Origin of the sequence: Cyanobium sp. Cruz CV13-4-11, from assembly GCF_024346055.1 — a bacterium.
GTDB lineage: Bacteria > Cyanobacteriota > Cyanobacteriia > PCC-6307 > Cyanobiaceae > Cyanobium.
This window is the reverse complement of sequence record NZ_JAGQCH010000010.1, coordinates 25502-47419: the sequence shown is the minus strand read 5'-3', so window position 1 is coordinate 47419 and position 21918 is coordinate 25502. Positions and strand designations below refer to the sequence as shown.

Sequence of the window (21918 nt, the reverse complement as noted above, 5' to 3'; positions counted from 1 at the left end):
CGCGTTCGGCATTGCCGTTAGCAGACTGCTTCTGGGAGGGAACTGCGGTCACCAGAGAGAAATACTGCACGTTTCAACACAAACCCAACCTACAGCGCTCCCCTGGGAAGACGTTCTTTCGCCCAGAATGCGTCAGGCTTTGGTTACACGCCATACGCTTCATGGCCAGGCCCACGGCCGGTCCGGCACCCGCGGACAGGTTGGAACTGCTCTCCGCCCAGGACCTGGGACGCACCCTCGACAGGCTCGCCTCCCAGGTGCTGGAGGCCGTGGCCGACAGCCAGGACCTGGTGCTGCTTGGCATCCCCACCCGTGGTGTGGCCCTGGCACGGGTGCTGGCCGGACGGCTGGAGGCGATCTGCGGCCATCCGATCGCCCACGGCAGCCTGGATCCCACCTTCCACCGCGATGACCTGGAGCGGGTGGGCACCCGGCTGGTGGAGGCCACCCAGCTGCCGGTGCCCGTGGACGGCCGCCAGGTGGTGCTCGTCGACGACGTGATCTTCACCGGCCGAACGGTACGGGCCGCCCTGGAGGCCCTGCAGGCCTGGGGACGTCCCCGCCGGGTTGGGCTGCTGGTGATGGTGGACCGGGGCCACAGGGAAGTGCCGATCCAGCCCGATTACTGCGGCCGGGTGGTGCCCACCGCCCGCCACGAGACGATCCAGCTCTGCCTCCAGGCCATCGATGGCGAGGAGGGGGTTTACCTGCTGCGGGACTGAAGCGGACTCAGACGGGGACTGTCAGACGGTGGCCAGTTCGTCCTCGCGGAAGTGGGCGCGGAACTTGCCGAAGGCCACCACCACCGGCAGATTCGGGCTGATGGGGCGTCCCTTCCAGTCGTTCAGGACGTTGAACACTTCCCCCTGCTGCCCTTCCATGTCGAAAGCTTCACCCCGGTGCTGGGGGTGGTTGTAGACGACCACGCTGCTGCTCACCTTGACCTGATCACCTGGCTGCATGTCCACCGGGAGGCTCTGCGCAGCCATCCTGTCATGGGCTCAGCGCTGGCAGGCGCTTTCGGGACCGGCCTCGACCACCCGGCCCCCCAGCTCCTTGCAGGCCGCCTGGAACGCCTGCCACTCGTCCATGCCGGCGGCGATGCGGCGTTGCACCAGGCCATCCAGCTTCTCGCCGGAGACCGTGTGGGGCAGGGAGCCGTGGCTGTCGTGCTCCCGGTCCTTGCCCTTGAGCTGGTCGAGGCCCTTTTTCACCTCGAGCCGCAGGGGATCGCTCTGCTGGCGCCACCAGGGGTGGTCGATGCGGTTGAGGCTGTCGAGCGCCTCCCACCAGCGCTTCTGCTTGACCAGAAGCGTCGCCCGCTCCAGCTGGGAGCGGTTGCGGTTCCAGATCTCCTGGAGGTCGTCGCCCATGGAACTGCCATCGTCCTTGCGCTCCTCCCCCAGGGGCGTGAGCGCCGCGAGGGCCCCCGGCAGATCACCGGCCTGGAAGCGGTTCATCGCCACGGCCCGCAGCTGGCGCTGCCAACGGGCGAGCCGCTCGCGGTCGGCGGGGGTGCCGGCCCTGGAGTTGATCACCTGGCGCTGGAGACGCAGGGCCTCGCTCCAGTTCTCCTGGCCCCAGAGCTGGTCGGCCTTGGCCCGCTGACAACGGCCCCGATCAAAGGGGGTGCGGCCGGGCAGCCAGCTAAGGGCGGCCAGCTGCTCGCTGTAGCGAAGGCAATCATCGAGACGGCCGGTGGCGGAGGCCTGCTCCAGGCGCACGGGCAGCTGCCGCTCCCACCAGTAGCCCAGTCCGACGGCGGCGGCGACCGAACCCAGGGTGATGGCCAGCCAGAAGCGCGGGAGTCTGTGCCGGCGGAGGGCCAAGGGGGGACAGCGGGGCGAATCTCTCTCCTTTGTATGCAACGGCGGCCACCGGCGCCCGGTTGCAGGGGCAGCCTGGTCGGCGTCCACCGTCCCTGGCCGTCAGCACACCGGACCGAGGCGTTGGGGCCCCAGGCTCTCAGCCCCTTCAGGGGACTCCAGATCGTCGCCGTCAACAAGGAGCTGGGCCTCGGCATCGATGGAAAACCGCAGCCGCAGCCGGTCGACGCCACGGCGGCCTGGGGAGGCCAGGGGGATGGTCAGCGGCGGCGTTGACCAGGGCCGCACCGGGGCCGCCCCCGCCGGCCGCTCCCGCAGCACCGGCAGCCCCCCCTCGAACACCACCTCGGCCCGCTCCTCGGGCAGGGGCTCCCCCAGAACCACCTCGAACTGGTCCTGACCATCCCGGCTGCAGGCCAGCACCAGCTCCAGGGGCTGCTCGGTGGGCCAGCTCTGGCCCGCCATGAACAGGGGATGCCAACGGTGGCAGCTGCTGCGCCGGTCCCAGCAGCGCAGGGACACGCCGCGGGCCAGCACGTCCCGCACCCGCACCCCGGGCGTCAGGGCCAGGGCCCCCAGGGCCACGGCCTCCACGGGCCGCTCGCCGCGCAGGGGCACGCCCGGACAGCGGCTTTCCAGCCACTGGCGGATCAGGGGGATCCGGCTGCTGCCCCCCACCGGCAGCACCGCGTCGATGGCGGCCAGGCCCAGCCCTTCGCGGCGCGCCGCCGCCAGCACCGTCTCCAGCAGACCATCGAGCAGCTGCAGCAGTCCCCGCTCCTGCAGCAGCCGCTCGAAGGCCGGCCGGCTCAGGGTCAGTTCGCGGAAGGATCCCCCCGTCGATTGGATCTGCCGGGCTTCGGGGGCGCCGCTGAGCTGGCACTTGAGCCGCTCGGCGAGCTGCAGCAGGGCGCCGTCGGCGGGAACGTCCGGGCAGAGGTGGGCCGCGATCCAGCGGTCGATGTCCCGACCACCGAGGGCCACACCCGCCTTGCCGATCACCCGGGCACAGCGCAGGGTCTGGGTGCTGCGGGTCAGATCCCGTCCCGCGAAGCGCAGCAGCTGGGCGATCGGCGCGGCCCGCCCCTCACCGCCCTCCAGGGCCACCAGGGAGAGATCGATCGTGCCGCCGCCCATGTCCACCACCAGCACCCGGCTGCCGGCGGGCAGGCCGGCACCGATGGCGGCGGCGGTGGGCTCATCCACCAGCGCCAGCTCCGGCACCGCCAGCTCGCTGCTGGCCCGCTGCAGCCAGGCCCGGTAGCCCCGGTAGGTCTCGATCGGGGCGGTGAGCACCAGCCGTTCCGGCACCAGTTCCGGCGGCAGGGCCCGCCAGAGCCCCTGCAGCAGCAGGGCACCGGCCCGCTCAGCGGTGAGCCAGCCCGGCGATGGGCCCGTCGCCGGGGCGCCGATGTGGCGCTTGAAATCCCGGCAGAGGCCGGGATGGTCGCCATCGGCCAGGGCCGCCTCCAGCACCTGGCGGCCGATCAGGGGCTGATCGGCCTCGGGGCTCTCCAGCCACAGCAGGCTGGGCACCACGCAGGGGTCGCCGCAGCTGTAGGGGGGCAGGGGCAGCAGCCCGGGGGGACCCTGGCTGTCCTGCCAGGCCACCACGGTGGTGCTGCTGCCCAGGTCGATGGCGAGGGTGCCGCTCATGGGTCGGAGGGGGTGCGGTGTTGGCGCAGGGGCACGGGTGGCCCCCTTCTAGGCCGTGACATTTGAAGTGGGGCGAACGGGGGGCTGAACTACGCTGTTGAAATTGATGATCAGGTCCGCATGCCAAGCAGCGAACTCAACGCCAAGGAGTTGGCCCAGAGAGGAGAGAGCCTGATCCGGCACTCCAGCAACCGCTACCTGACCACCGTTCGCATCGCTTTTCGGGCCAAGCAACGCCGCTTCGACGATTTCGACGGCCTGCTCGATGACTCCATGATCAAACCCGTGCAACGGGCCATCGTCGAACTCAGCGACGAGCAGGACCAGCCCGACCTGCTGCCCGGCTGAACGGGGACCATGCCTCGACCGACCGGTGGAGATCTGCGAAGGTCAGGGCTGGCGGCTGGTGGTGGATCCCTCCCGCAGCCCCTACACCGCCCTGATCGGGGGTGAGGGCTGGGCCTGCGAACTCACCGACGCCGAACTGCTCGCCCTGCAACGGGCCAGCGGGCGGCTCACCGCTCAGCATCTTGCCCTCGCCGGCACCTTGATGGCGGAAGAGGCCATCGATATCGAACTGGAGTTGCCGATCGGCGATCCCCGCTCCAATGCCGGCGGGTCGCTGTGGCTGGGGCTGCGGGGGGATCGCGGCAACTGGTCGCTGCACCTGGTGCTCACCCCGGAGCCCGGATGGCGGGGGATGGAAGGGGGTTGGCCTGCCCCCGCCAGCGCCGCGTTCGCCGCGGCCCTGGAGCGCCTGAGACCCGCTGAGCGGGATGGCGGGGATCAGGATTGATGATCGTTGGCGGATTCCACAGCCGCCAGCTCCGTTTTGCACCGTTTCTCCCCAGGCGCCCCCCCTCGGAGGCTGCCCGCTGGCCGCGGCTGGGGAGAAGCTGTCCTGGCCGCCGCCCCGGCTTGACAGATCACGGCCACCACAGCGGCGCCTGGCTGGTGAAGGCTGAGGCGGCCCCAACGCCTTGCCAGGGCTTGTGTCTCAACCTGAGACCAGGGACCCATCGCCGCAGCCGGCGCCGTTTGACGTTCCCCCTTCGGTGTGGAGAAGTGGCTGACGCGCTGCTTGGAGTCCGCAATGGCCCGCCTAAGTACCCTGCCGTTGGACGGGGCCGAGTCGCTGGTGAGCCTGCGGGCGGAGGTGCCCGAACCGCTGCTGGAGGCGATGCGGCAGTTCATCGAGCGCCACCCCAACTGGGACCAGTACCGGCTCTTCCAGGCCGCCCTGGCGGGCTTCCTGGTGCAGAACGGCATCCGCAACCGGGGGGTGACCCGCTGCTACCTGGCCAACCTGTTTCCGGGCCATCAGGCGTTCTCGGCGCCGGCGGCCTGAGCTGGCCTGGGGCGCCTCAGGCGTCAGGCTCCACCCCCAGCAGGCTGAAGATCCGCGCGGCGCTGGCATCAGCCACCGGCAGGATCGAGAGGCGGTTGCCCCGGCGCACCACCACCAGTTCCTCCACCGAGAAATGCTCCCGCAGGGCATCAAGACCCAGCATCGCCGGGAACGTGGCGCGATAGGCCAGACGGACACAGTCCCAGCGGGGGGCCTCGGGCTTGGAGGCCGGATCGAAGTACTTGGACGTGGGATCGAACTGGCTGGGATCCACCAGCCCCGTTTCGAGCACCTCCATCAGACCGACGATGCCGGGGGGACTGACATTGGAGTGATAAAAAAAGGCGCGATCACCGCTCTGCATGGCGCGCATGAAGTTGCGGGCCTGGTAGTTGCGGATCCCGTCCCAGAGGGTGGTGCCCTCGGCCTGCAGATGCTGGATGCCGTAGACATCCGGCTCGCTTTTCATCAACCACCAGGCCATGGATGTTCGCTCTCAGAGGGACAGCACCAGCTGGCGGAAGTGGTCGCCGCGGGCTTCGAAACTGGTGTATTGATCGAAGCTGGCACAGGCCGGGGACAGCAACACCCCCTGGCAGTCGAGCTCCGGAGCCAGGCTGGCGGCCAGGGAGACCGCAGCCTCGAGATCCTCCACCTGCCGCACCACACCAGCGAAACCGCTGGTGTGCAGGAGGCCGGTGAATTCCTCCCGGGCCGCGCCGTACAGCACGACCGCCGCCGCCCGCTGCTGGAGCTGCTCCAGCCAGGCCGCTGCATCCCCCTGCTTCGATTGACCACCGGCCAGCACCACCAAGGGTCCATCCAGGGCCCGCAGGGCCACCTCGGCGGCATCGTAATTGGTGGCCTTGCTGTCGTTGAACCAGGTGATGCCGTTCAGCTGGCGCAGGCGCTCCAACCGGTGCGGCACGCCGGGGAAGCAGCGGCAGGCGGTCTCCATCGCCGCCGGCTCCAGGCCGGCATGGAGCCCCACCGCCACCGCCAGCAGCAGGTTCTGGCGGTTGTGGGCCCCGGGCATCGCCAGGGCGCTGGCGGGGAACAGGGGCCCCTGGCGCCCCTGCACCATGTCGTGCTCGTCAATCCAGAGCAGCGGATCGAGGCCCGCCGGCAGGGCTTCTTTGGGCCCGGCGGTGATCCAGTCGGCGTGGTCCCAGGTGTCCGCATGGCGGCGGATGTCGGGGTCGTCGGCGTTGAGGATGCGGATCAGCGCGTTCTCCAGCAGGCGCCGCTTGATGGCCCGGTAGGCGGCCAGGGTTCCGTGGCGCTCGAGGTGGTCGGGGGTGAGGGTGGTCCAGACACCGATGGCGGGGGCGACCGCCGACGCCGCCTCCAGCTGGTAGCTGCTCAGTTCCACCACCAACCAGTCGGGACGGGGGCCCTGCTCCAGTCGGCGCTGCAGCACCACCTCGGCGGCGGAGATGCCGACATTGCCGCAGAGCGGCGCATCCTTGCCGCCCTGCTCCAGCAGGTGGTGCACCAGGCAGGTGACGGTGGTCTTGCCATTGGTGCCGGTGATGCCGATCCAGGGCACATCCCGGCTGGCCTGCCAGGCGGGCACGATCTCCCCCTGCACCTGCACCCCCTGGCCGCGCAGCTCCTCCAGCACCGGATGGTTCCAGGCGATCCCCGGACTCACCACCACAACGGACGGTGGCAGGGGCAGGGCCTGGAACGCCTCGACGCGGAGGGGCACCCCCAGGCGCGCCGCGATGGCCTCGTTCTCCAGCTCGGCGGCCCGAGCCCGAAGCTCCGGGGAGTCGCCACTTTCGATCACCACCACCGTCTCGCCGCGGGCGCGAAGCAACCGGGCGGCCCCCAGTCCCGATCGGCCAAGGCCCACCACCACCGTGCAGGACAGGGGTGGATTGGCCTCATTGGGGCTCACGCTGGCAGGCTCTCAACCACGATCGGCCGAGGGTAGCAGCGAAGCGCACATCGACCTCAACCGTGGCCGATTCGCAAGTAATGAATAGATCGGAAGATGGGCGATACTGGAATCGAACCAGTGACTCCTACCGTGTCAAGGTAGTGCTCTACCTCTGAGCTAATCGCCCGTTGCCGGGATCACCGAGGTGTGGGGAAATCGACTGTCATCTCGATGAAGATCGAGAGGAATGGTTGTCGTAACTTCGCCAACGGGAAATCCGTTGGATCCGCTTCTTCCTACGACTTTTCCTACTCGCCGGCCTTCCCTCCTGTCAACTTCGGGCCCGAGGCCTCAATGGCGCTCCATCCGGATCCGGAAGCGCTCCCGCTTGGTGGGATCGATCGCCAGCACCTCCAGCTCCCCCCGCCCCTCCAGCTGGACCCGCGACCCCACGGCCAGCGGCTGGCTGGGGCTGCTGACCACGGTCCAGTCGATGCGCACGGCCCCCTGGCGGATCAGGTTGGCCATGCGGTTGCGGGACAGGCCGAAACCGGCTGACGCCAGGGCATCCAGCCGCAGGGAGGCTTCCACCGTGGTCAGCTGGCGGGGCAGGCGCCGGGCCGGGAGCTGCAGCACCTCGATGGGGCGGGCCTCGAAGCGCACCGGCACCGTGCGCACCACGCCCTCGCCCCCATCCAGCCTCGCGGCCAGGGCCGCCGTGACGATGGCCTGAGCGCCCCGATCACCCCGCAGCCACAGATCGCCCCACTCCGCCGCGCTGGCACCGGAGCGGGCCAGCCCCTCGAGCATGTCGGCAGCAGTGGCGGGATCGAAAAGAAAATTGCCGCTGATCTCCAGCCCCGTCAGGACGGGAGGCACGGGCTCCTGGCCTGCCCGAGCCAGCAGCAGGCAGCGGCGTTCGGCGCCGGGGTGACCGCCGTCGCTGGCCAGACTCAGCTCACTGAGGGCACCGAGCCTGGCCTCGGCCTCCTCCCAGACGACGGCGTCCAGAAATCCACTCACCTGGGGCTCCCAGGTGCGCAGGACCGTTTCCGCCAGGCTGAACAGGCCTTCGAGGGCCTCCGGCTGGCGGCTTCCTGCCAACAGGTCCCGTCGTGGAAGCATGGCGCCAGCGGCTCAGGTGTCGTCCAGCCGCACGACCGCCTTCGGTCGTGCCAGCTGGATGGTGGTCCAGGGGATCTCGCTCCCGGCGGGGGCCTCCAGCAGCAGCAACCAGCAGCCTTCGTCGAGCCGGTTGCGCAGGATGCGGATGCGGTCGTCCTCCTCGGAGCTGACACTGGCGGCGGCGGCGAAGCTGCCCATCCAGCCGGAGCCCATGCCCAGCAGGCCGCCGATCAGCGGTTCTCCGTAGGCCCCGGCGAAGCTGAAGGTGTGCAGGTCGGTGATCTGGGTGAAGGTGAGTCCGGCCAGAAAGCCGAAGGGCAACAGCCAGCGGACCATCGACTGCTGCCGCCGCCGCCGGGCCGTGGCCGGATCGAGCCGCTCCACGTCCGACATGGTCGCCTCACCGCTGCCGATCGCCAGCACCCGGGTCGGGGCGGGCTGCAGCGCCAGTAAGCGTTCCCGCAAGGCCTGCAGGCGATCGCGGTCGTCCAGCACGACCACCACACTCAAGGACATGGGCTCGTCTCCGCACCGCTCTCTACACTGCACCTCCGGCCTGCCCCCCTGGGGGCGTACCCCCCGCCCCCCGCACCGCTGCCGGACATGACGAAGGTTCTGGTCTCTGATCCCATCGACCAGGCGGGGATCGACATCCTCTCCCAGGTGGCCCAGGTGGACGTGCGCACGGGCCTCAGCCCGGAGCAGCTGGTGGGCTGCATCGGCGACTACGACGGCCTGATGATCCGCTCCGGCACCCAGGTCACCGCCGAGGTGATCGAGGCCGCCACCAAGCTGCGCATCATCGGCCGCGCCGGCGTCGGCGTCGACAACGTCGACGTGCCCGCCGCCACCCGGCGCGGTGTGATCGTGGTCAACTCCCCGGAGGGCAACACGATCGCCGCCGCCGAGCACGCCCTGGCGCTGATGCTCTCCCTGTCGCGGCACGTGCCCCACGCCCACGCCAGCACCATGGCCGGCGGCTGGGACCGCAAGTCCTACGTGGGCAACGAGCTCTACAAGAAAACCCTGGGCGTGGTGGGCCTCGGCAAGATCGGCTCCCACGTGGCCCGCGTCGCCCGGGCCCTGGGCATGGACGTGGCCGCCTACGACCCCTTCATCTCCGCCGAACGGGCCCAGCTGCTCCAGGTGCGCCTGCTGCCACTGCCCCAGCTGTTCGCCGAAGCCGACTACGTCAGCCTGCACCTGCCCCGCACGCCCGACACCGAGAACCTGGTCAACGCGGCGCTGCTGGCCACGATGAAGCCCACGGCCCGGCTGGTGAACTGCGCCCGCGGCGGCATCATCGATGAACAGGCCCTGGCCGACGCGGTCGAGAACCGGGTGATCGCCGGCGCCGCCATCGACGTGTACGCCAAAGAGCCGCTGGCGGCCGATTCACCCCTGCGACTGGTCAAGGAGCGCCTGATCCTCACCCCCCACCTGGGGGCCTCCACGGAGGAAGCCCAGGAGAACGTGGCGATCGATGTGGCCGAGCAGATCCGGGACGTGCTGCTCGGCCTGCCGGCCCGCAGCGCCGTGAACATCCCCGGCCTGACCCCCGAGGTGATGGAGCTGCTCAAGCCCCATCTGCAGCTGGCCGAAACCCTCGGCCTGCTGCTCAGCCAACTGGCCGGCGGCCAGATCAGCGAGCTGGAGGTGCGGTTGCAGGGGGAATTCGCCTCCCATCCCGCCCAGCCCCTGGTGGTGGCCGCCCTCAAGGGCATCCTTTCGGCCGCCCTGGGGGACAGCATCAACTACGTCAACGCCACCCTGGAAGCCAAGGAACGCGGCATCCATGTGCTCGAGGTGAAGGACGACGCCAGCCGCGACTTCGCCGGCGGTTCACTCCAGCTCAGCTCCCGCAGCCCCCGGGGTAACCACAGCGTCACCGGCGCGGTGTTCACCGACGGGGAACTGCGCATCACCACCATCGACGAATTCCCGGTCAACGTGACGCCGAGCCGTCACATGCTCTTCACCCGCCACCGGGACATGCCCGGCATCATCGGCCACCTGGGCTCCCTGCTCGGCGAGCACAACGTCAACATCGCCTCGATGCAGGTGGGGCGCCGCATCGTGCGGGGCGACGCCGTGATGGTCCTGAGCCTGGACGACCCGATCCCCCCCAGCCTGCTGGCGGTGATCCACGGCATCAACGGCATCCAGGCCGCCCATCCGGTCACCCTCTGATGGGCCTGGTCTGGTGGCGGCTGGAGATGGCCGCCCCGGCCGAACTGGAGGAATCCCTGCTCTGGAAGCTGCCGCTGCTGGGGGTGCCCCGGGTGGCCCTGCAGCATCCCCCCGAGGCCCCGGAGCGCCGCCAGCTGCTGGCCTGGCTGCCCGAAAGCGACTGGCCCCCCGACCAGCGGCAGGAGCTGGAGCGGGCCCTGGCCCCGTTGGGGGAGCCCTTCAACCTGGCGCTGCCACAGGTCCACTGGCAGCGGCAGGCTGATGAGGACTGGAGCCTGAGCTGGAAGAGCCACTGGCGGCCCGATCCCGTGGGGGAACGGCTTCTGGTGCTGCCGGCCTGGCTGGAGGTGCCGCCGGAACAGGCCGATCGCCTGGTGATCCGCATCGACCCGGGCAGTGCCTTCGGCACCGGCAGCCATCCCACCACCCGCCTCTGCCTGGAGGCGCTCGAAGCCTTGGCAGGCGAACGGGAGCGGGCTGGCCACGGGCCGGGCCTGCGGGGGCTGCGGGTGGCCGACCTGGGCTGCGGCAGCGGCATCCTGGGCCTGGCCGCCCTGCGGCTGGGGGCGGCGACCGTAGCGGCCGCCGACAGCGATCCCCTGGCGGAGCGCGCGACCCGCGAAAACGCCGCCCTCAATGGCCTGGACGGCGCCCAGGCCCTGACGGTGGCCACCGGGTCGGCGGAGGCCCTCGTGGCGCTGCTGGAGGGACATCCGGCGGATCTGCTGCTTTGCAACATCCTGGCGCCGGTGATCGAGGCCCTGATTCCCTGGTTCGAGCACCTGCTGAGCCCCGGCGGCGTGGGCCTGCTCAGCGGCCTGCTGGTGGATCAGGCCCCAGGCCTGGAGCGGGATCTGGCGGCGGCGGGCTGGCGGGTGGAAGGGCGGGTCGAGCAGGACCGCTGGGGCCTGCTGCGGATCCGTTCGGCATCCGATGTTGCATAAGGCACGCTGATCTGTGTCCTGGCTTTGATTGGCCTTCCCGGCCTGCGAGCCCAAGAACGCCGGGAAAGCCCCCTGTCGGATGTAGGAAGGGCGGGTCCTACAGGCCCTGGCTGCCGGGTGTCTGTGAGCTCCAATCTCTTCCATGGCTTCCTACAAGGTCACCCTCGTCAATGAGAGCGAGGGGCTGAACAAGACCATCGAGGTTCCCGACGACCAGTACATTCTCGACGCCGCCGAAGAGCAGGGCATTGATCTGCCCTATTCCTGCCGTGCCGGCGCCTGCTCCACCTGCGCTGGCAAGCTCACTGCCGGCACCGTCGACCAGTCGGACCAGAGCTTCCTTGACGACGACCAGATCGAGGCCGGCTTCGTCCTCACCTGCGTCGCCTACCCGACCTCCGACTGCACCATCAAGACCCACACCGAAGAAGAGCTCTACTGAGCTCCTCGCCGGGCGATTCACGCGGATCGCCCCTTGAACCCCGTGTTCTTCTCCGCCACCCTCAGGGGTGGCTTTTTCATGTCACTCCAGGTGGACACCGTGCTGGCCTCCGGCAGCGAGCATCCCAGCCCCGGCGGCCAGTACAGCTACCGGGTCCTGGGGCCCTGCTGTCGCCTGTTCGATCGGGAGGAACTTCCCTGGCCCTGCTGCCGCCTGGCCTGGCGCAGCAAGGAGCCCAGCTGGCGCCGGGTCGGCCGCCGCTTCGTGCCCGACCTGGCCGCCCGCCGCTGCCCCTCCTACGCCGTGGAACTGCTCCAGCCGGGGGCCAGGCCCACCCGCACCGTCATCACCCTGTTCCCCCAGCGGTTGGCCCCCGGGCTGCAGGAGTGGTGGTACAGCAAGCTTCCTGGCTCCCTTGAGGCCGTCAACCTAGCGCCGCCTCCACCGCCACCAGCCCCCGTCCCGGTGCCCTGAGCCCCTGGATTCAGGCCATGAAAAAGCCGGCCAGCACTGGGCGGCCGGCTGGAGGGTGGTCGGGACTCAGAAGTAGATCTTGCCGCCGCCCCACTGGATGCCCTGAACCTTGGGGGCCACCAGGATGTAGCCGGCGATCAGGCGCAGGTCCTCGTCGTCCAGGTCGCGCATCTTCACGAACACATCGCTGCTGCGCAGGCTGGGATGGACGTCGGAGATGCTGTATTCCCCGTCGTAGGAGGTGGGGTCCTTCATGTAGTCCACCAGGGCGTCAACCGAATCCCGGGCCGGGGTGGCCAGGGCGAGGGTCTCGGGATCCAGGCCCACGTTCTGGTTGGTCTTGGTGATGCCGCCGGCATGGCAGGTGCCGCAGCTGTCGTTGAAGAGCTTGCGGCCGGTCTTGACCTCCTTCTCGGTGAAGGTCACCAGGGTGCCGTCAGGGGACACCGGCACGGTGAGATCGTCGGCGCTCCACTGGGCCGCCGCCGCGGGACCCGCGAAGCAGACCAGCAGGGCCAGAGGAAGGATCAGCAGGGTCCGGGCGACGGCACGGACAAGCGAGCGGCGGACGGCTGAAAAGGGGGCGGCTGAGAGAAAGAGGGGGGCCATGGAAGAAGCCGGCGAAATGGCGGTGGGACCGCAACTGAGACCTTGTATCACGGGCAATGGGTCCCCCGCAGTGGAATCACGCGAACTGTTGCAGGCTCAGCCCGCCTCCCCCACCTCAAGGCTGAGGAAGTCCCTGGCCACGAGCGTCTCGGGGAAGATGGCCCGCGCTTCGGCCACCAGGTCGTCGGGGGTCATGGGGTTGCCGGCCACGTAGCGGGGACTGAGGTGGGTCAGCACCAGCCGCTTCACCCCCGCCTCCAGGGCGGTCTGGGCGGCCATGGTGCTGGTGGAGTGCTGACGGGCGATGGCCAGGTCCGCCTCGCCGTGGGAAAAGGTGGATTCGTGGATCAGCAGGTCGGCGCCCTGGGCCAGGGCCACCGCCGCCTCGCTGAACACCGTGTCGGTGCAGTAGACGACGCTGCGGCCCGGCCGCGGCGGTCCGCACAGGGCTTCGCCGCGGATCACCCGGCCGTCGTCGAGCGTGACGCTGCGACCGGCCTTGAGCTCCCCATAGACCGGCCCGGGAGGGACGCCCAGGGCCCTGGCCCGTTCCACATCGAAGCGGCCCGGCCGCGGCTTCTGATCCACCCGGTAGGCGTAGGCCGGCACCCGGTGGGTGAGCGCCGTGCAACGCACCGTGATGTCGTCGTCATCCAGCACCAGGCTGCCCCGGGCGGCGGCCTCCTTGACCCGGTGGGTGCGCAGGGGATAACCGATGCGGGTGGAGGAGTTGCGCATCACCCCCTCCAGGTAATCCCGGAGCGGATCCGGTCCGTAGAGATCGATCCCGCCACAGCTACCGGCCAGGCCCAGGCTGGCCAGCAGCCCCGGCAGACCGAAAACGTGGTCGCCGTGCATGTGGGTGACGAAGATCCTGCGCAGCTGCGACACCCGCAGCTCACTGCGCAGGAACTGGTGCTGGGTGCCCTCGCCGCAGTCGAACAGCCAGAGCTCCGCCCGCTGGGGGAGACGCAGGGCGACGGCGGAGACGTTGCGGGCGCGGGTGGGAACGCCGGAGCTGGTTCCCAGGAAGGTGACCTGCACATCCGGGGGGCCTCAGCGGGCATGCTGCCACGCCGCCAGCCGGTGTGGTGGCCGTCGCCATGGCCAACCCCGGTGGCGCCGTCCAGAATGACCCGTTGTCGCTCGCGCGCACTCGTGTCCTTGCTCCGCTTCGGATGGCGCGCCGGCCTGCCCCTGGCGCTGCTCCCAGCCGCCGTGGCGGCGCCGATACCCATGGAGGCCAGGGGGGCGCCGGTCCCCTTGGTGCGGGTGCTGCTGCAGGAAGCCCCCAGCCTGGAGCTGGAGGCCGATAGCGCCCCCCTGCGCCTGGGCGATGGGGCGGGCCGCACCCTGCTGGAGCTGGCCCCGGGGGCCCGGCTGCAGTTCGTCCTCAGCGGCGCGGCCCTGGAGGCGAGGCTTCAGGGACCGGCCGGCAGCCCAAGGCGGCTGTCGTTGCCATCGGGTCAGGCCTGGATCGATCCCGCCCCGGGCCAGGGCGGCGGCAGCGAGGCCATGCTGACCCTGCAGCAGCGCCGCTACCGGGGCCGGCTGCTGGTGCGGAGTGAGGGCGATCGCCTGCAGGCGATCAACCTGATCGATGTCGAGAGCTACCTGCCCAGCGTGGTGGGCAGCGAGATGCCGGCCAGCTGGCCGCTCGCGGCCCTGCGGGCCCAGGCGGTGGCAGCCCGCACCTACGCCCTGCGCCAGCGCCGGCCGGAGGCCCCCTTCGACCTCAAGGCCACGGTGGCCAGCCAGGTCTACAAGGGGGTGGAGAGCGAAACCGACTCCACCCGAGAAGCGGTGCGCAGCACCCGGTCTCAGGTGCTGGTGCACGGTTCCGCCCTGATCAACGCGGTCTTCCACAGCAGCAGTGGCGGCCTGACGGAAAACAGCGGTGATCTCTGGCGCCAGCAGCTCCCCTACCTCGTGAGCGTGCCCGATTTCGACCAGGCCAGCCCGGTCCACGCCTGGCAACTGCGGATCGAGCCCGACAAGCTGGCCAGGGCCTTCCGGGAGATCAATGGGGCCTTCCGCATCGAGGTGCTCTCCACCACCGGCTCCGGCCGCATCCGCCAGGCCAGGGTGACGGGACCTGGCGGCACGCTGCTGCTCACGGGCGCCGAACTGCGGCAGCGGCTGGGCCTGCGCAGCACCCTGGCCCGCTTCGACTTCGAGGCCCCCAGGGCCTACCCGTTCCCTCCTCCGCTGCCCTCCCTGCAGGGCATGTTCACCCCCGAAGGGATCCGCTCCCTGGCCTCCGGCATGGTCCAGGCCCCCTGGCGCAGCCCCCGGCCACCGGCAGCGCCGACGCTGCTGGTCAGTGGCCGTGGCTACGGCCACGGGGTGGGCATGAGCCAGTGGGGGGCCTACGGGCTGGCCCTGCGCGGCGATGATTACCGCCAGATCCTGCAGCATTACTACCAGGGGGCCAGGATCCTCCCCTACAGCTCCCTTTGAAGACCGGCCACCCCTCCACCACCAGCACCGCGATCACACCCGTCGTTCTGGGCGATGCGGCGGCGGTGGCCGAACGGGTGGCGGCCCTGCTGCTGGCGGATCGGCTGCACCCGCAGCGGCCCCTCGGCCTGGCCACCGGACGCACCATGGAGCCTGTCTATGGGGCCCTGGCCCGCCGGATGGCTCGGCTGGACCCCACCCTGGCGGCCAAGGTGCGCGACACCTGGTGCAGCTTCAACCTGGACGAGTACGTGGGGCTGACGCCGCAGACTCCCACCTCCTTCGCCGCCACCATGGCCCGCCAGCTGGTGGCGCCCCTCGGCCTGGACCCTGAGCGGGTGCGGCTCCCCGATGGGCAGGCCGCCGATCCGGAGGCCGAAGCCCGTCGCTATGGCGCCGCCGTCGGCGCGGCCGGTGGCATCGGCCTGCAACTGCTGGGCCTGGGCCTCAACGGCCACGTGGGCTTCAACGAACCCCCCTCGGACCCTGCGCTTACCTGCCGCTGTGTGGAGCTCAGCGGCCACACCCGCCGCCAGAACGCCGGTGGCTTCGGCGGCGACCCCGGCGCCGTCCCCCGGCGGGCCATCACCCTGGGACTGGCCGAGATCCTCTCGGCCCGCCGGGTGTTGCTGGTGGTCACCGGGGCCGAGAAAGCGGCGATCCTGCGCCGCACCCTGGAGGAGCCCCCTTCAGCGGAGCTGCCCGCCAGCTGGCTGCAGCACCATCAAGGCCTGACGGTGATCGCCGACACCGACGCCATGCTCAGCTGAGCAGGACCGCTTCCATCAGGGCCTCATCCGCTTCGAGATTGGTCGTCACGCTGCGCACGTCGTCGAGGTCCTCGAGCACATCCAGCATGCGCAAACAGGCGGCGAGCAAGTCCCCGTCCTCGAGGCGACAGGGCAGGGAGGCGATCCAGCGGTGCTCCCAGCCCGCCAGCGGCAGGCCCAGGTCCCTCAACCCGTCCTGGAGGACTTCCAGGTCGGCAAAGGCCCCGAACACATCGACGCCGTCCACGTCGATGGCGTAGCCCACCGCCGCCGGACCTCCCCGCTCCTCCAGGGCCAGGAGGCTCTCCAGCAGGGTCTCCTCGTCGGCACCGGGCAGGGCCAGCCGCACCACGGACCGCTGCTCGAACAGGTAGCTGACGCAGCCGGTCTCGCCGAGGTTGCCGCCATGCTTGCCGAAGGCCAGCCGCAGGTCGGCGGCGGTGCGGTTGCGGTTGTCGGTGAGGGCCTCGACCAGCACGGCCACCCCCCCGGCGCCATAGCCCTCGTAGCGCACCGCCTCAAACAGGTCGGCACCACCGGCGCCCTGGCCGCTGCCCTTGGCCACGGCCCGGTCGATGTTGGCGTTGGGCAGCCCCGCCACCTTGGCCTTCTCGATGGCGGTGCGCAGCTGGAAGTTGCCGGCGGGATCGGCACCACCGCGGGCCGCCACGGTGATCTCCCGCCCCAACCGGGTGAAGAGCGCCCCCCGCTTCGCATCCACCACCGCCTTGGTGCGTTTGATCTGGGCCCATTTGCTGTGGCCGGCCATCGCGATGTCGGGAGAGGTTCAACCGGTGGCGTCGAACACCAGCCGGGGCAGGAGCAGGCCCTTGCCGTCGGCACGGGCGATGCCAGCCAGACTGCCATCCGGCGTGAGTACGGCGACGGCCCCCTCGGGCAATTGCTCCACCGTTCGTGGCAGCGCACGGCCGCACCGCCACGGCGACAGCTGGGACGGATCCAGACGCTGCCGCGGCAGATCCACCAGCACGTCGAGGGGATCCAGCAGGGGGGGCATGGGGCCGCCCGCCAGGCGCTCCATCGAAATGGCCTGGTGCAGGCCGAAGCCGAGGGCGGCGGTGCGGCGCAGGCTGGCCAGGGCACCGCCGCAGCCCAGGGCCTCCCCCAGGTCCCTGGCCAGGGCGCGCACGTAGGTGCCGGCGGAACAACGCACCTCCAGCTCCAGGCGGCCACTGGCCGCGTCCCAGCCGAGCAGATCGAGGCCATGGATCACCACCGGTCGGGCCGCCAGGGCCAGCTCTTCCCCCGCCCGCACCCGGGCGTAGGCCCGCTGGCCATCGACATGCACGGCGGAGACCTGGGGAGGAACCTGCAGGATCTCCCCCCGGAAGGCGGCCAGGGTCCGCTCCAGCTCCTCGGGGCCGAGGCGGGGCACGGCTTGCTGCTCCAGCACCTCACCCTCGAGGTCGTCGGTGCTGGTGCGCAGCCCCAGTTGCACGGTGCCGCGGTAGGTCTTGTCGCCAGGGAGGTAGGGCAGCAAGCGGGTGGCGGGACCGAGGGCGATCGGCAGCACGCCCGTGACCGCCGGATCCAGGGTGCCGCCATGGCCCACCCGCCGCAGGCCGGAGGCCCGGCGCACCCGGGCGACGACGTCGTGGGAGGTCAGGCCGGCGGGTTTGTCGAGCACGAGGAAGCCGCAGCCGTGGCGCGACGGGGGGGAAGGCGGCAGCCTGGTGGAACCTTCCTTCATGCCCAGGCGCCGATGACCCTGCAGGACCGGCGCGAGGTGGCCTTTCTGGTGCTGGCCGGCCTCTTCCTGGGGACCATGGGCATGCTGAACATCCTGGGCCTGACCCGCTTCCTGACGCTGGGCAGCATCGGCTCCTTCCCGATCATCGTGGCGATCGGGGCCCTGCCGTACCCCGTCACCTTCCTCTGCACCGACCTGATCAGCGAGATCTGGGGCGAGCGGCGCGCCTCCCAGGTGGTGTGGGTGGGTCTGATGCTCAACGGCTGGATTGTGCTGGTGCTCTGGCTGGGAGGCATCCTGCCGGGCCTGGACGGTTTCGGTGGGTTGGCAGGTCTGCCGACCGACACCCAGGCCGATGGGGTGCCGGTGTTCTTCGAGGTGCGGCGGCTGGCCTTCGGGGCGGTGGGGGCCTCCATGGCCGCCTACATGGCCGCCCAGTTCACCGACGTGCGCCTGTTCCATTTCTGGAAGCGGTTCAGCAACGGCAAGGCCCTGTGGCTGCGCAACAACGGCTCCACCCTGATCAGCCAGATCGTGGACACTTCAGCGGTGGTGCTGATCAGCCACTACGCCGCCCATGTGCTGCCGATCAGGCCGGGCGAACCCGTGCTGCCCCAGCTGGGGGTGTTCATCGCCAGCGGCTATGTGTTCAAGCTGGTGGCGGCCCTGGCTGACACCCTGCCCTTCTACCTGCTGGTGGGCTGGCTGAGGCGCTACTTGGAGGTGCCGGGGGACGGCACCGAACTGGGAGAGGTGCCCCTGACCTAGGCGGCGGCGGCGATGTTGATGCGCTTGCGATTGCGCAGGCCGCGTTTGATCGATTCGAAGTTGACAACGCCATCCACCAGGGCGAACAGCGTGTCATCGGAGCCACGGCCGACGTTGACACCGGGGATCACCGAGGTGCCGCGCTGACGGATCAGGATCGAACCGGCGCTGACGGTTTCACCGCCGTAGCGCTTGACACCGAGGCGCTTGGAGTTGGAATCGCGACCGTTACGGGTCGAACCTGTGCCTTTCTTGTGGGCCATGGGGAAAGCGGGGGGTGGAGTGGAAGCTGGGAGGGACGCTGGAGAGCCGGATCAGACGATCGCCTTGCCGCCCACCTTGATGGCCTGGACCATCACGCGGGTGAGTTCCTGGCGGTGGCCGTTCTTACGGCGGGTTTTCTTCTTGGGACGCATCTTGTAGACGATGATCTTCTGGCCGCGGCGATGGGCCATCACCTTGAGCTCCACGGTGGCGCCTGCCACATAGGGCTGGCCCAGGGTGGTGCCGGACGAATCCTTCACCAGAAGCACGTTCTCCAGGGTGACGGTGCTATCGACGTCGGCGCTGAGTCGATCCAGGTCGACGTAGCGATCGGTCTGGAGCCAGAACTGCTGACCGGAGGCTTCGACGATGGCGTAGGCACCGGTGGTGTCCGTCGTGGCGGCTCCTGTTGCGGCGTCGCTCGGGAGGTCCTGCTGGGGGGCTTGGGTCATCACGTCAAGGGGCGTGGCCAGGCTGGCGGCAGGGAGCCGCCATTGGGCCTGGGCGCACGGAATCGAAAGACAGAACTAAGATCTTCCCGTCCGGGCCCACCTTCCGTCAAGATTCAGCCCGCCCAGGGGAGCTCCCCGCCGCAGCGGTCGATGCCCCAACCGGTTCTCACCATCCTTACCCTCCTCCAGACCCCCGCCCTGGCCGAGGCCTGCGTCCAGTCGCTCAAGGGTGGCCGCTACCGGCTCATGCCGGTGGACCCTGCCGTCGAGCCCCTGGCACAGCTGGAGCGCCTCCGGGAGGACATCGACGGCCTCCTGCTCGAGGAGGGGGCGGTCGACGGAGGCTTCTACGGCACCCTGCACGAACGGGGGCTGGAGCTGCCGGCCGTGCTGATCGGACCCGTCAGCGGCGACGTTCTCTTCCATGGCGCCGAAGTCCGCCTGCCCCCCGACCAGCTGGAGCAGTTGAGCTACAGCCTTGATGCGGCCGTCTCCCGGTTTCTGCGCAGCCACATCCCATCGGCCAGCAGCGAAGCCCAGGCGACCACCCCCGATGGCTGGAAGCTGTCGAACCGGCTGAACGGCCGTCTCGGCTATCTCAGCGTGTACTACAAGCGGGATCCCTCCCGCTTCCTACGCAACCTGGAAGCCGAAGAACGCGACGAGTTGCTCGACTCCCTCAGGCGCAGCTACCGCGATCTGCTGATCAGTTACTTCAAGGATCCGGCCACAGCCAACCAGGCCATCGAAAGCTTCGTGAACACAGCCTTCTTTGCCGATCTACCGATTACCAAAATGGTTGAGATCCACGTGAATCTGATCGAAGAGTTCTGGAAACAGCTCATGCTCAAAGGACAGAAGAACGATTTCCTGCAGGACTACCGCCTGGCCCTCCTTGACGTCATGGCCCACCTCTGTGAGATGTATCGGCGCTCCATCCCTCCAGACGTGCCGATCGTGCCTTCCCCCATACCCGAAGCATCCAGCCCTTCCGCCTGATCCACTGCCATGACTTTTCGCAAGACTTACATCCTCAAGCTCTACGTGGCAGGCAACACGCCCAACTCCATGCGGGCTCTTAAGACACTCCGCGAAATCCTCGAGTCCGAGTTCCGCGGGGTCTACGCCCTGAAGGTGATCGACGTCCTCAAGAATCCCCAACTGGCCGAGGAGGACAAGATCCTGGCCACACCCACCCTGGCGAAGATCCTCCCCCCGCCCGTGCGGCGGATCATCGGCGACCTGTCCGACCGGGATCGGGTGCTGATCGGCCTCGATCTCCTCTACGAAGAACTCTCGGAGGAGGACTTCAAGCTGGACATCGACGATCTCGAAGCAGGCGGTGAAGCCTCCCCTCCCGAATCCTCCTGAAGCCTTCCAAGCCAGTCCAGTCGTCTTCCCAGTCCCTTATCCCCTTCCCCTTCCATCCTTTCGATGCCGGATTCCAACGACCACGACCTCTCCGCCAACCGGATGCAGATGCAGAAGCTTCCCACGGGGATCGAGGGCTTCGATGACATCTGCCATGGCGGTCTGCCGATCGGTCGATCGACCTTGATCAGTGGCACCTCAGGAACCGGGAAAACGGTCTTTTCGCTGAATTTTCTCTGCAACGGGATCCGCCAGTTCAACGAGCACGGCATTTTCGTCACCTTTGAGGAATCTCCCCTCGACATCCTTCGCAACGCCTCCAGCTTCGGCTGGAACTTGCAGGAGATGGTGGAGCAGAACAAGTTGTTTGTCCTCGACGCCTCCCCGGATCCCGATGGCCAGGAAGTCTCCGGAAGCTTCGACCTCTCCGGGCTGATTGAACGCATCCATTACGCGATTCGCAAGTACAAAGCGAAGCGGGTGGCGATTGACTCCATCACCGCCGTCTTCCAGCAGTACGACGCTATTTCCGTGGTTCGCCGGGAAATCTTCCGGCTGATCGCCCGGCTCAAGGAGATCGGCGTCACCACGGTGATGACCACCGAACGGGTCGATGAATACGGCGCCATCGCCCGCTACGGCGTCGAGGAATTCGTCTCCGACAACGTCGTGATCCTGCGCAACGTGCTGGAAGGCGAACGGCGGCGTCGCACGGTGGAAGTGCTCAAGCTCCGGGGCACCACCCACATGAAGGGGGAGTTTCCCTTCACCATGGGCAGCCACGGCATCAGTGTGTTCCCCCTGGGGGCGATGCGCCTCACCCAGCGCTCCTCCAACGTGCGTCTGAGCTCGGGCGTTCCCAGGCTGGACGAGATGTGCGGGGGCGGCTTCTTCAAGGACTCCATCATCCTGGCGACCGGCGCCACCGGCACCGGCAAGACCCTTCTGGTCAGCAAATTTGTGGAGGATGCCTGCCGCAGCAAGGAGCGGGCGATCCTGTTCGCCTACGAGGAATCCCGCGCCCAGCTGCTGCGCAACGCCACCAGCTGGGGCATCGATTTCGAGCAGATGGAGCAGGACGGCCTGCTCAAGATCATCTGTGCCTATCCGGAGTCCACTGGCCTGGAGGATCACCTGCAGATCATCAAGACGGAGATCAGCCAGTTCAAACCGTCCAGGATGGCGATCGACTCCCTCTCCGCCCTCGCCAGGGGCGTCAGCCACAACGCCTTCCGGCAGTTTGTGATCGGGGTGACGGGCTATGCGAAGCAGGAGGAAATCGCGGGCTTCTTCACCAACACATCCGAAGAATTCATGGGCAGTCACTCGATCACCGACTCCCATATCTCCACCATCACCGACACGATTCTGTTGCTTCAGTATGTGGAGATCCGTGGTGAGATGGCCCGGGCTCTGAACGTGTTCAAGATGCGTGGGTCCTGGCACGACAAAGGCATCCGGGAGTTCGTGATCACGGGCAACGGACCGGAGATCAAGGATTCCTTCGCCAATTTCGAGCGCATCATCAGCGGTGTTCCCCATCGCATCACCACAGATGAACGGGCCGACCTCGGGCGCATCATGCGCAGCGTGGATGGGGAGAGCTGATCAGGCGGGTGCCCC

General features: G+C 69.0%; 27 protein-coding genes and 1 tRNA gene. 14 read left to right on the top strand and 14 right to left on the bottom strand.

The window, feature by feature from the left end; translation table 11 throughout:
• Positions 1–161: 161 nt before the first annotated feature.
• Entirely contained in the window at positions 162–722 is a 561-nt protein-coding gene (pyrR, locus tag KBZ12_RS09360; RefSeq protein ID WP_254957659.1) for a bifunctional pyr operon transcriptional regulator/uracil phosphoribosyltransferase PyrR, read from the top strand.
• 21 nt (positions 723–743) lie between these two features.
• On the opposite strand, the gene KBZ12_RS09355 is transcribed toward pyrR, so the two are convergent.
• From KBZ12_RS09355 to KBZ12_RS09345, 3 genes are all read right to left on the bottom strand, one after another.
• On the bottom strand, positions 744–962 hold the full coding sequence (locus KBZ12_RS09355; RefSeq protein WP_254957732.1) for a ferredoxin-thioredoxin reductase variable chain: 219 nt from the start codon (positions 960–962) through the stop codon (positions 744–746).
• Positions 963–1001: 39 nt separating this feature from the next.
• On the bottom strand, positions 1002–1829 hold the full coding sequence (locus tag KBZ12_RS09350) for a hypothetical protein (RefSeq protein ID WP_254957658.1): 828 nt from the start codon (positions 1827–1829) through the stop codon (positions 1002–1004).
• Between the two features lie 99 nt (positions 1830–1928).
• Positions 1929–3482 (bottom strand): Hsp70 family protein, encoded by a 1554-nt coding sequence (locus KBZ12_RS09345; protein ID WP_254957656.1) that lies wholly within the window; start codon positions 3480–3482, stop codon positions 1929–1931.
• A 120-nt stretch (positions 3483–3602) separates the two neighbouring features.
• Here KBZ12_RS09345 and KBZ12_RS09340 point away from each other — a divergent pair, with 120 nt between their 5' ends.
• The 3 genes from KBZ12_RS09340 to KBZ12_RS09330 all read left to right on the top strand — a co-directional run bounded on the left by KBZ12_RS09340 (position 3603) and on the right by KBZ12_RS09330 (position 4830).
• Positions 3603–3830, top strand: coding sequence for a DNA-directed RNA polymerase subunit omega (locus tag KBZ12_RS09340; protein ID WP_216901535.1), 228 nt, complete (start codon positions 3603–3605; stop codon positions 3828–3830).
• A 25-nt stretch (positions 3831–3855) separates the two neighbouring features.
• Positions 3856–4278 carry a DUF1818 family protein gene (locus tag KBZ12_RS09335; RefSeq protein ID WP_254957654.1) on the top strand — a complete coding sequence of 141 codons (423 nt, stop codon included), beginning with the start codon at positions 3856–3858 and terminating at the stop codon, positions 4276–4278.
• 297 nt (positions 4279–4575) lie between these two features.
• Complete coding sequence (locus KBZ12_RS09330) at positions 4576–4830, top strand: DUF2811 domain-containing protein (RefSeq protein ID WP_254957652.1); 255 nt, start codon at positions 4576–4578, stop codon at positions 4828–4830.
• A gap of 16 nt (positions 4831–4846) precedes the next feature.
• On the opposite strand, the gene KBZ12_RS09325 is transcribed toward KBZ12_RS09330, so the two are convergent.
• The 5 genes from KBZ12_RS09325 to KBZ12_RS09305 all read right to left on the bottom strand — a co-directional run bounded on the left by KBZ12_RS09325 (position 4847) and on the right by KBZ12_RS09305 (position 8356).
• Positions 4847–5314, bottom strand: coding sequence for an EVE domain-containing protein (locus KBZ12_RS09325; RefSeq protein WP_254957651.1), 468 nt, complete (start codon positions 5312–5314; stop codon positions 4847–4849).
• A gap of 12 nt (positions 5315–5326) precedes the next feature.
• Entirely contained in the window at positions 5327–6733 is a 1407-nt protein-coding gene (gene murD, locus KBZ12_RS09320; protein ID WP_254957650.1) for a UDP-N-acetylmuramoyl-L-alanine--D-glutamate ligase, read from the bottom strand.
• Positions 6734–6830: 97 nt separating this feature from the next.
• Positions 6831–6902 (bottom strand) — tRNA-Val (locus KBZ12_RS09315).
• Positions 6903–7066: 164 nt separating this feature from the next.
• Positions 7067–7840 (bottom strand): photosystem II S4 domain protein, encoded by a 774-nt coding sequence (locus KBZ12_RS09310; protein ID WP_254957649.1) that lies wholly within the window; start codon positions 7838–7840, stop codon positions 7067–7069.
• Between the two features lie 12 nt (positions 7841–7852).
• The gene (locus KBZ12_RS09305) at positions 7853–8356 is read right to left on the bottom strand and encodes a hypothetical protein (RefSeq protein ID WP_216906137.1); all 504 of its coding nucleotides are present in this window, start codon (positions 8354–8356) and stop codon (positions 7853–7855) included.
• 87 nt (positions 8357–8443) lie between these two features.
• Here KBZ12_RS09305 and serA point away from each other — a divergent pair, with 87 nt between their 5' ends.
• The 4 genes from serA to KBZ12_RS09285 all read left to right on the top strand — a co-directional run bounded on the left by serA (position 8444) and on the right by KBZ12_RS09285 (position 11890).
• Entirely contained in the window at positions 8444–10030 is a 1587-nt protein-coding gene (gene serA / locus KBZ12_RS09300) for a phosphoglycerate dehydrogenase (protein WP_254957648.1), read from the top strand.
• Positions 10030–10974 (top strand): 50S ribosomal protein L11 methyltransferase, encoded by a 945-nt coding sequence (gene prmA, locus KBZ12_RS09295; protein WP_254957647.1) that lies wholly within the window; start codon positions 10030–10032, stop codon positions 10972–10974. Before serA ends, prmA begins: the two co-directional genes overlap by 1 nt.
• Positions 10975–11116: 142 nt before the next feature.
• Positions 11117–11416 (top strand): ferredoxin, encoded by a 300-nt coding sequence (locus KBZ12_RS09290; RefSeq protein WP_094585612.1) that lies wholly within the window; start codon positions 11117–11119, stop codon positions 11414–11416.
• Between the two features lie 78 nt (positions 11417–11494).
• Positions 11495–11890: a hypothetical protein gene (locus tag KBZ12_RS09285; protein WP_254957731.1), complete on the top strand. Its 396-nt coding sequence runs from the start codon at positions 11495–11497 to the stop codon at positions 11888–11890.
• Between the two features lie 66 nt (positions 11891–11956).
• Here KBZ12_RS09285 and psbV read toward each other — a convergent pair whose 3' ends face one another.
• Positions 11957–12499, bottom strand: a complete 543-nt coding sequence (gene psbV, locus KBZ12_RS09280) for a photosystem II cytochrome c-550 (protein WP_254957646.1) — start codon at positions 12497–12499, stop codon at positions 11957–11959.
• Positions 12500–12595: 96 nt separating this feature from the next.
• Positions 12596–13543 carry a ribonuclease Z gene (rnz, locus tag KBZ12_RS09275; protein WP_254957645.1) on the bottom strand — a complete coding sequence of 316 codons (948 nt, stop codon included), beginning with the start codon at positions 13541–13543 and terminating at the stop codon, positions 12596–12598.
• Between the two features lie 87 nt (positions 13544–13630).
• On the opposite strand from rnz, the gene KBZ12_RS09270 reads away from it, so the two are divergent.
• A complete protein-coding gene (locus KBZ12_RS09270) occupies positions 13631–14959 on the top strand; it encodes a SpoIID/LytB domain-containing protein (protein WP_396100944.1) in 1329 nt (442 codons plus the stop codon).
• The gene (locus tag KBZ12_RS09265; protein WP_261359947.1) at positions 14956–15729 is read left to right on the top strand and encodes a glucosamine-6-phosphate deaminase; all 774 of its coding nucleotides are present in this window, start codon (positions 14956–14958) and stop codon (positions 15727–15729) included. Before KBZ12_RS09270 ends, KBZ12_RS09265 begins: the two co-directional genes overlap by 4 nt.
• On the opposite strand, the gene KBZ12_RS09260 is transcribed toward KBZ12_RS09265, so the two are convergent.
• Both KBZ12_RS09260 and truB read right to left on the bottom strand, forming a co-directional pair.
• Positions 15722–16498, bottom strand: a complete 777-nt coding sequence (locus KBZ12_RS09260) for a YebC/PmpR family DNA-binding transcriptional regulator (protein ID WP_254957643.1) — start codon at positions 16496–16498, stop codon at positions 15722–15724. The genes KBZ12_RS09265 and KBZ12_RS09260 overlap by 8 nt on opposite strands.
• An 18-nt stretch (positions 16499–16516) precedes the next feature.
• Positions 16517–17440, bottom strand: coding sequence for a tRNA pseudouridine(55) synthase TruB (gene truB / locus KBZ12_RS09255; RefSeq protein WP_254957642.1), 924 nt, complete (start codon positions 17438–17440; stop codon positions 16517–16519).
• A 12-nt stretch (positions 17441–17452) separates the two neighbouring features.
• Here truB and KBZ12_RS09250 point away from each other — a divergent pair, with 12 nt between their 5' ends.
• The gene (locus tag KBZ12_RS09250) at positions 17453–18208 is read left to right on the top strand and encodes a queuosine precursor transporter (protein WP_254957641.1); all 756 of its coding nucleotides are present in this window, start codon (positions 17453–17455) and stop codon (positions 18206–18208) included.
• Here the strand turns inward: KBZ12_RS09250 and rpmA are convergent.
• Both rpmA and rplU read right to left on the bottom strand, forming a co-directional pair.
• On the bottom strand, positions 18205–18471 hold the full coding sequence (gene rpmA / locus KBZ12_RS09245; protein WP_254957640.1) for a 50S ribosomal protein L27: 267 nt from the start codon (positions 18469–18471) through the stop codon (positions 18205–18207). The two genes, KBZ12_RS09250 and rpmA, sit on opposite strands and share 4 nt — an antisense overlap.
• A 51-nt stretch (positions 18472–18522) precedes the next feature.
• Positions 18523–18924 carry a 50S ribosomal protein L21 gene (gene rplU, locus KBZ12_RS09240; protein ID WP_254957639.1) on the bottom strand — a complete coding sequence of 134 codons (402 nt, stop codon included), beginning with the start codon at positions 18922–18924 and terminating at the stop codon, positions 18523–18525.
• A 150-nt stretch (positions 18925–19074) separates the two neighbouring features.
• Between rplU and KBZ12_RS09235 the strand changes: the two genes are divergently transcribed.
• The 3 genes from KBZ12_RS09235 (at position 19075) to kaiC (ending at position 21903) form a co-directional block, all read left to right on the top strand.
• Entirely contained in the window at positions 19075–19923 is an 849-nt protein-coding gene (locus KBZ12_RS09235; RefSeq protein ID WP_254957638.1) for a circadian clock protein KaiA, read from the top strand.
• A 9-nt stretch (positions 19924–19932) separates the two neighbouring features.
• Entirely contained in the window at positions 19933–20295 is a 363-nt protein-coding gene (gene kaiB, locus KBZ12_RS09230) for a circadian clock protein KaiB (protein WP_254957637.1), read from the top strand.
• 63 nt (positions 20296–20358) lie between these two features.
• Positions 20359–21903: a circadian clock protein KaiC gene (gene kaiC / locus KBZ12_RS09225; RefSeq protein WP_254957636.1), complete on the top strand. Its 1545-nt coding sequence runs from the start codon at positions 20359–20361 to the stop codon at positions 21901–21903.
• Positions 21904–21918: the final 15 nt, after the last annotated feature.

What these genes read in the sequence shown, in the direction of transcription:
- pyrR (WP_254957659.1), top strand. Translation starts at nt 162, where the DNA reads ATGGCCAGGCCCACGGCCGGTCCGGCACCCGCGGACAGGTTGGAACTG.
- KBZ12_RS09355 (WP_254957732.1), bottom strand. Translation starts at nt 962, where the DNA reads ATGCAGCCAGGTGATCAGGTCAAGGTGAGCAGCAGCGTGGTCGTCTAC.
- KBZ12_RS09345 (WP_254957656.1), bottom strand. Translation starts at nt 3,482, where the DNA reads ATGAGCGGCACCCTCGCCATCGACCTGGGCAGCAGCACCACCGTGGTG.
- KBZ12_RS09340 (WP_216901535.1), top strand. Translation starts at nt 3,603, where the DNA reads ATGCCAAGCAGCGAACTCAACGCCAAGGAGTTGGCCCAGAGAGGAGAG.
- KBZ12_RS09330 (WP_254957652.1), top strand. Translation starts at nt 4,576, where the DNA reads ATGGCCCGCCTAAGTACCCTGCCGTTGGACGGGGCCGAGTCGCTGGTG.
- KBZ12_RS09325 (WP_254957651.1), bottom strand. Translation starts at nt 5,314, where the DNA reads ATGGCCTGGTGGTTGATGAAAAGCGAGCCGGATGTCTACGGCATCCAG.
- KBZ12_RS09310 (WP_254957649.1), bottom strand. Translation starts at nt 7,840, where the DNA reads ATGCTTCCACGACGGGACCTGTTGGCAGGAAGCCGCCAGCCGGAGGCC.
- KBZ12_RS09305 (WP_216906137.1), bottom strand. Translation starts at nt 8,356, where the DNA reads ATGTCCTTGAGTGTGGTGGTCGTGCTGGACGACCGCGATCGCCTGCAG.
- serA (WP_254957648.1), top strand. Translation starts at nt 8,444, where the DNA reads ATGACGAAGGTTCTGGTCTCTGATCCCATCGACCAGGCGGGGATCGAC.
- prmA (WP_254957647.1), top strand. Translation starts at nt 10,030, where the DNA reads ATGGGCCTGGTCTGGTGGCGGCTGGAGATGGCCGCCCCGGCCGAACTG.
- KBZ12_RS09290 (WP_094585612.1), top strand. Translation starts at nt 11,117, where the DNA reads ATGGCTTCCTACAAGGTCACCCTCGTCAATGAGAGCGAGGGGCTGAAC.
- KBZ12_RS09285 (WP_254957731.1), top strand. Translation starts at nt 11,495, where the DNA reads ATGTCACTCCAGGTGGACACCGTGCTGGCCTCCGGCAGCGAGCATCCC.
- psbV (WP_254957646.1), bottom strand. Translation starts at nt 12,499, where the DNA reads ATGGCCCCCCTCTTTCTCTCAGCCGCCCCCTTTTCAGCCGTCCGCCGC.
- KBZ12_RS09270 (WP_396100944.1), top strand. Translation starts at nt 13,631, where the DNA reads ATGACCCGTTGTCGCTCGCGCGCACTCGTGTCCTTGCTCCGCTTCGGA.
- KBZ12_RS09260 (WP_254957643.1), bottom strand. Translation starts at nt 16,498, where the DNA reads ATGGCCGGCCACAGCAAATGGGCCCAGATCAAACGCACCAAGGCGGTG.
- truB (WP_254957642.1), bottom strand. Translation starts at nt 17,440, where the DNA reads ATGAAGGAAGGTTCCACCAGGCTGCCGCCTTCCCCCCCGTCGCGCCAC.
- KBZ12_RS09250 (WP_254957641.1), top strand. Translation starts at nt 17,453, where the DNA reads ATGACCCTGCAGGACCGGCGCGAGGTGGCCTTTCTGGTGCTGGCCGGC.
- rpmA (WP_254957640.1), bottom strand. Translation starts at nt 18,471, where the DNA reads ATGGCCCACAAGAAAGGCACAGGTTCGACCCGTAACGGTCGCGATTCC.
- rplU (WP_254957639.1), bottom strand. Translation starts at nt 18,924, where the DNA reads ATGACCCAAGCCCCCCAGCAGGACCTCCCGAGCGACGCCGCAACAGGA.
- KBZ12_RS09235 (WP_254957638.1), top strand. Translation starts at nt 19,075, where the DNA reads ATGCCCCAACCGGTTCTCACCATCCTTACCCTCCTCCAGACCCCCGCC.
- kaiB (WP_254957637.1), top strand. Translation starts at nt 19,933, where the DNA reads ATGACTTTTCGCAAGACTTACATCCTCAAGCTCTACGTGGCAGGCAAC.
- kaiC (WP_254957636.1), top strand. Translation starts at nt 20,359, where the DNA reads ATGCCGGATTCCAACGACCACGACCTCTCCGCCAACCGGATGCAGATG.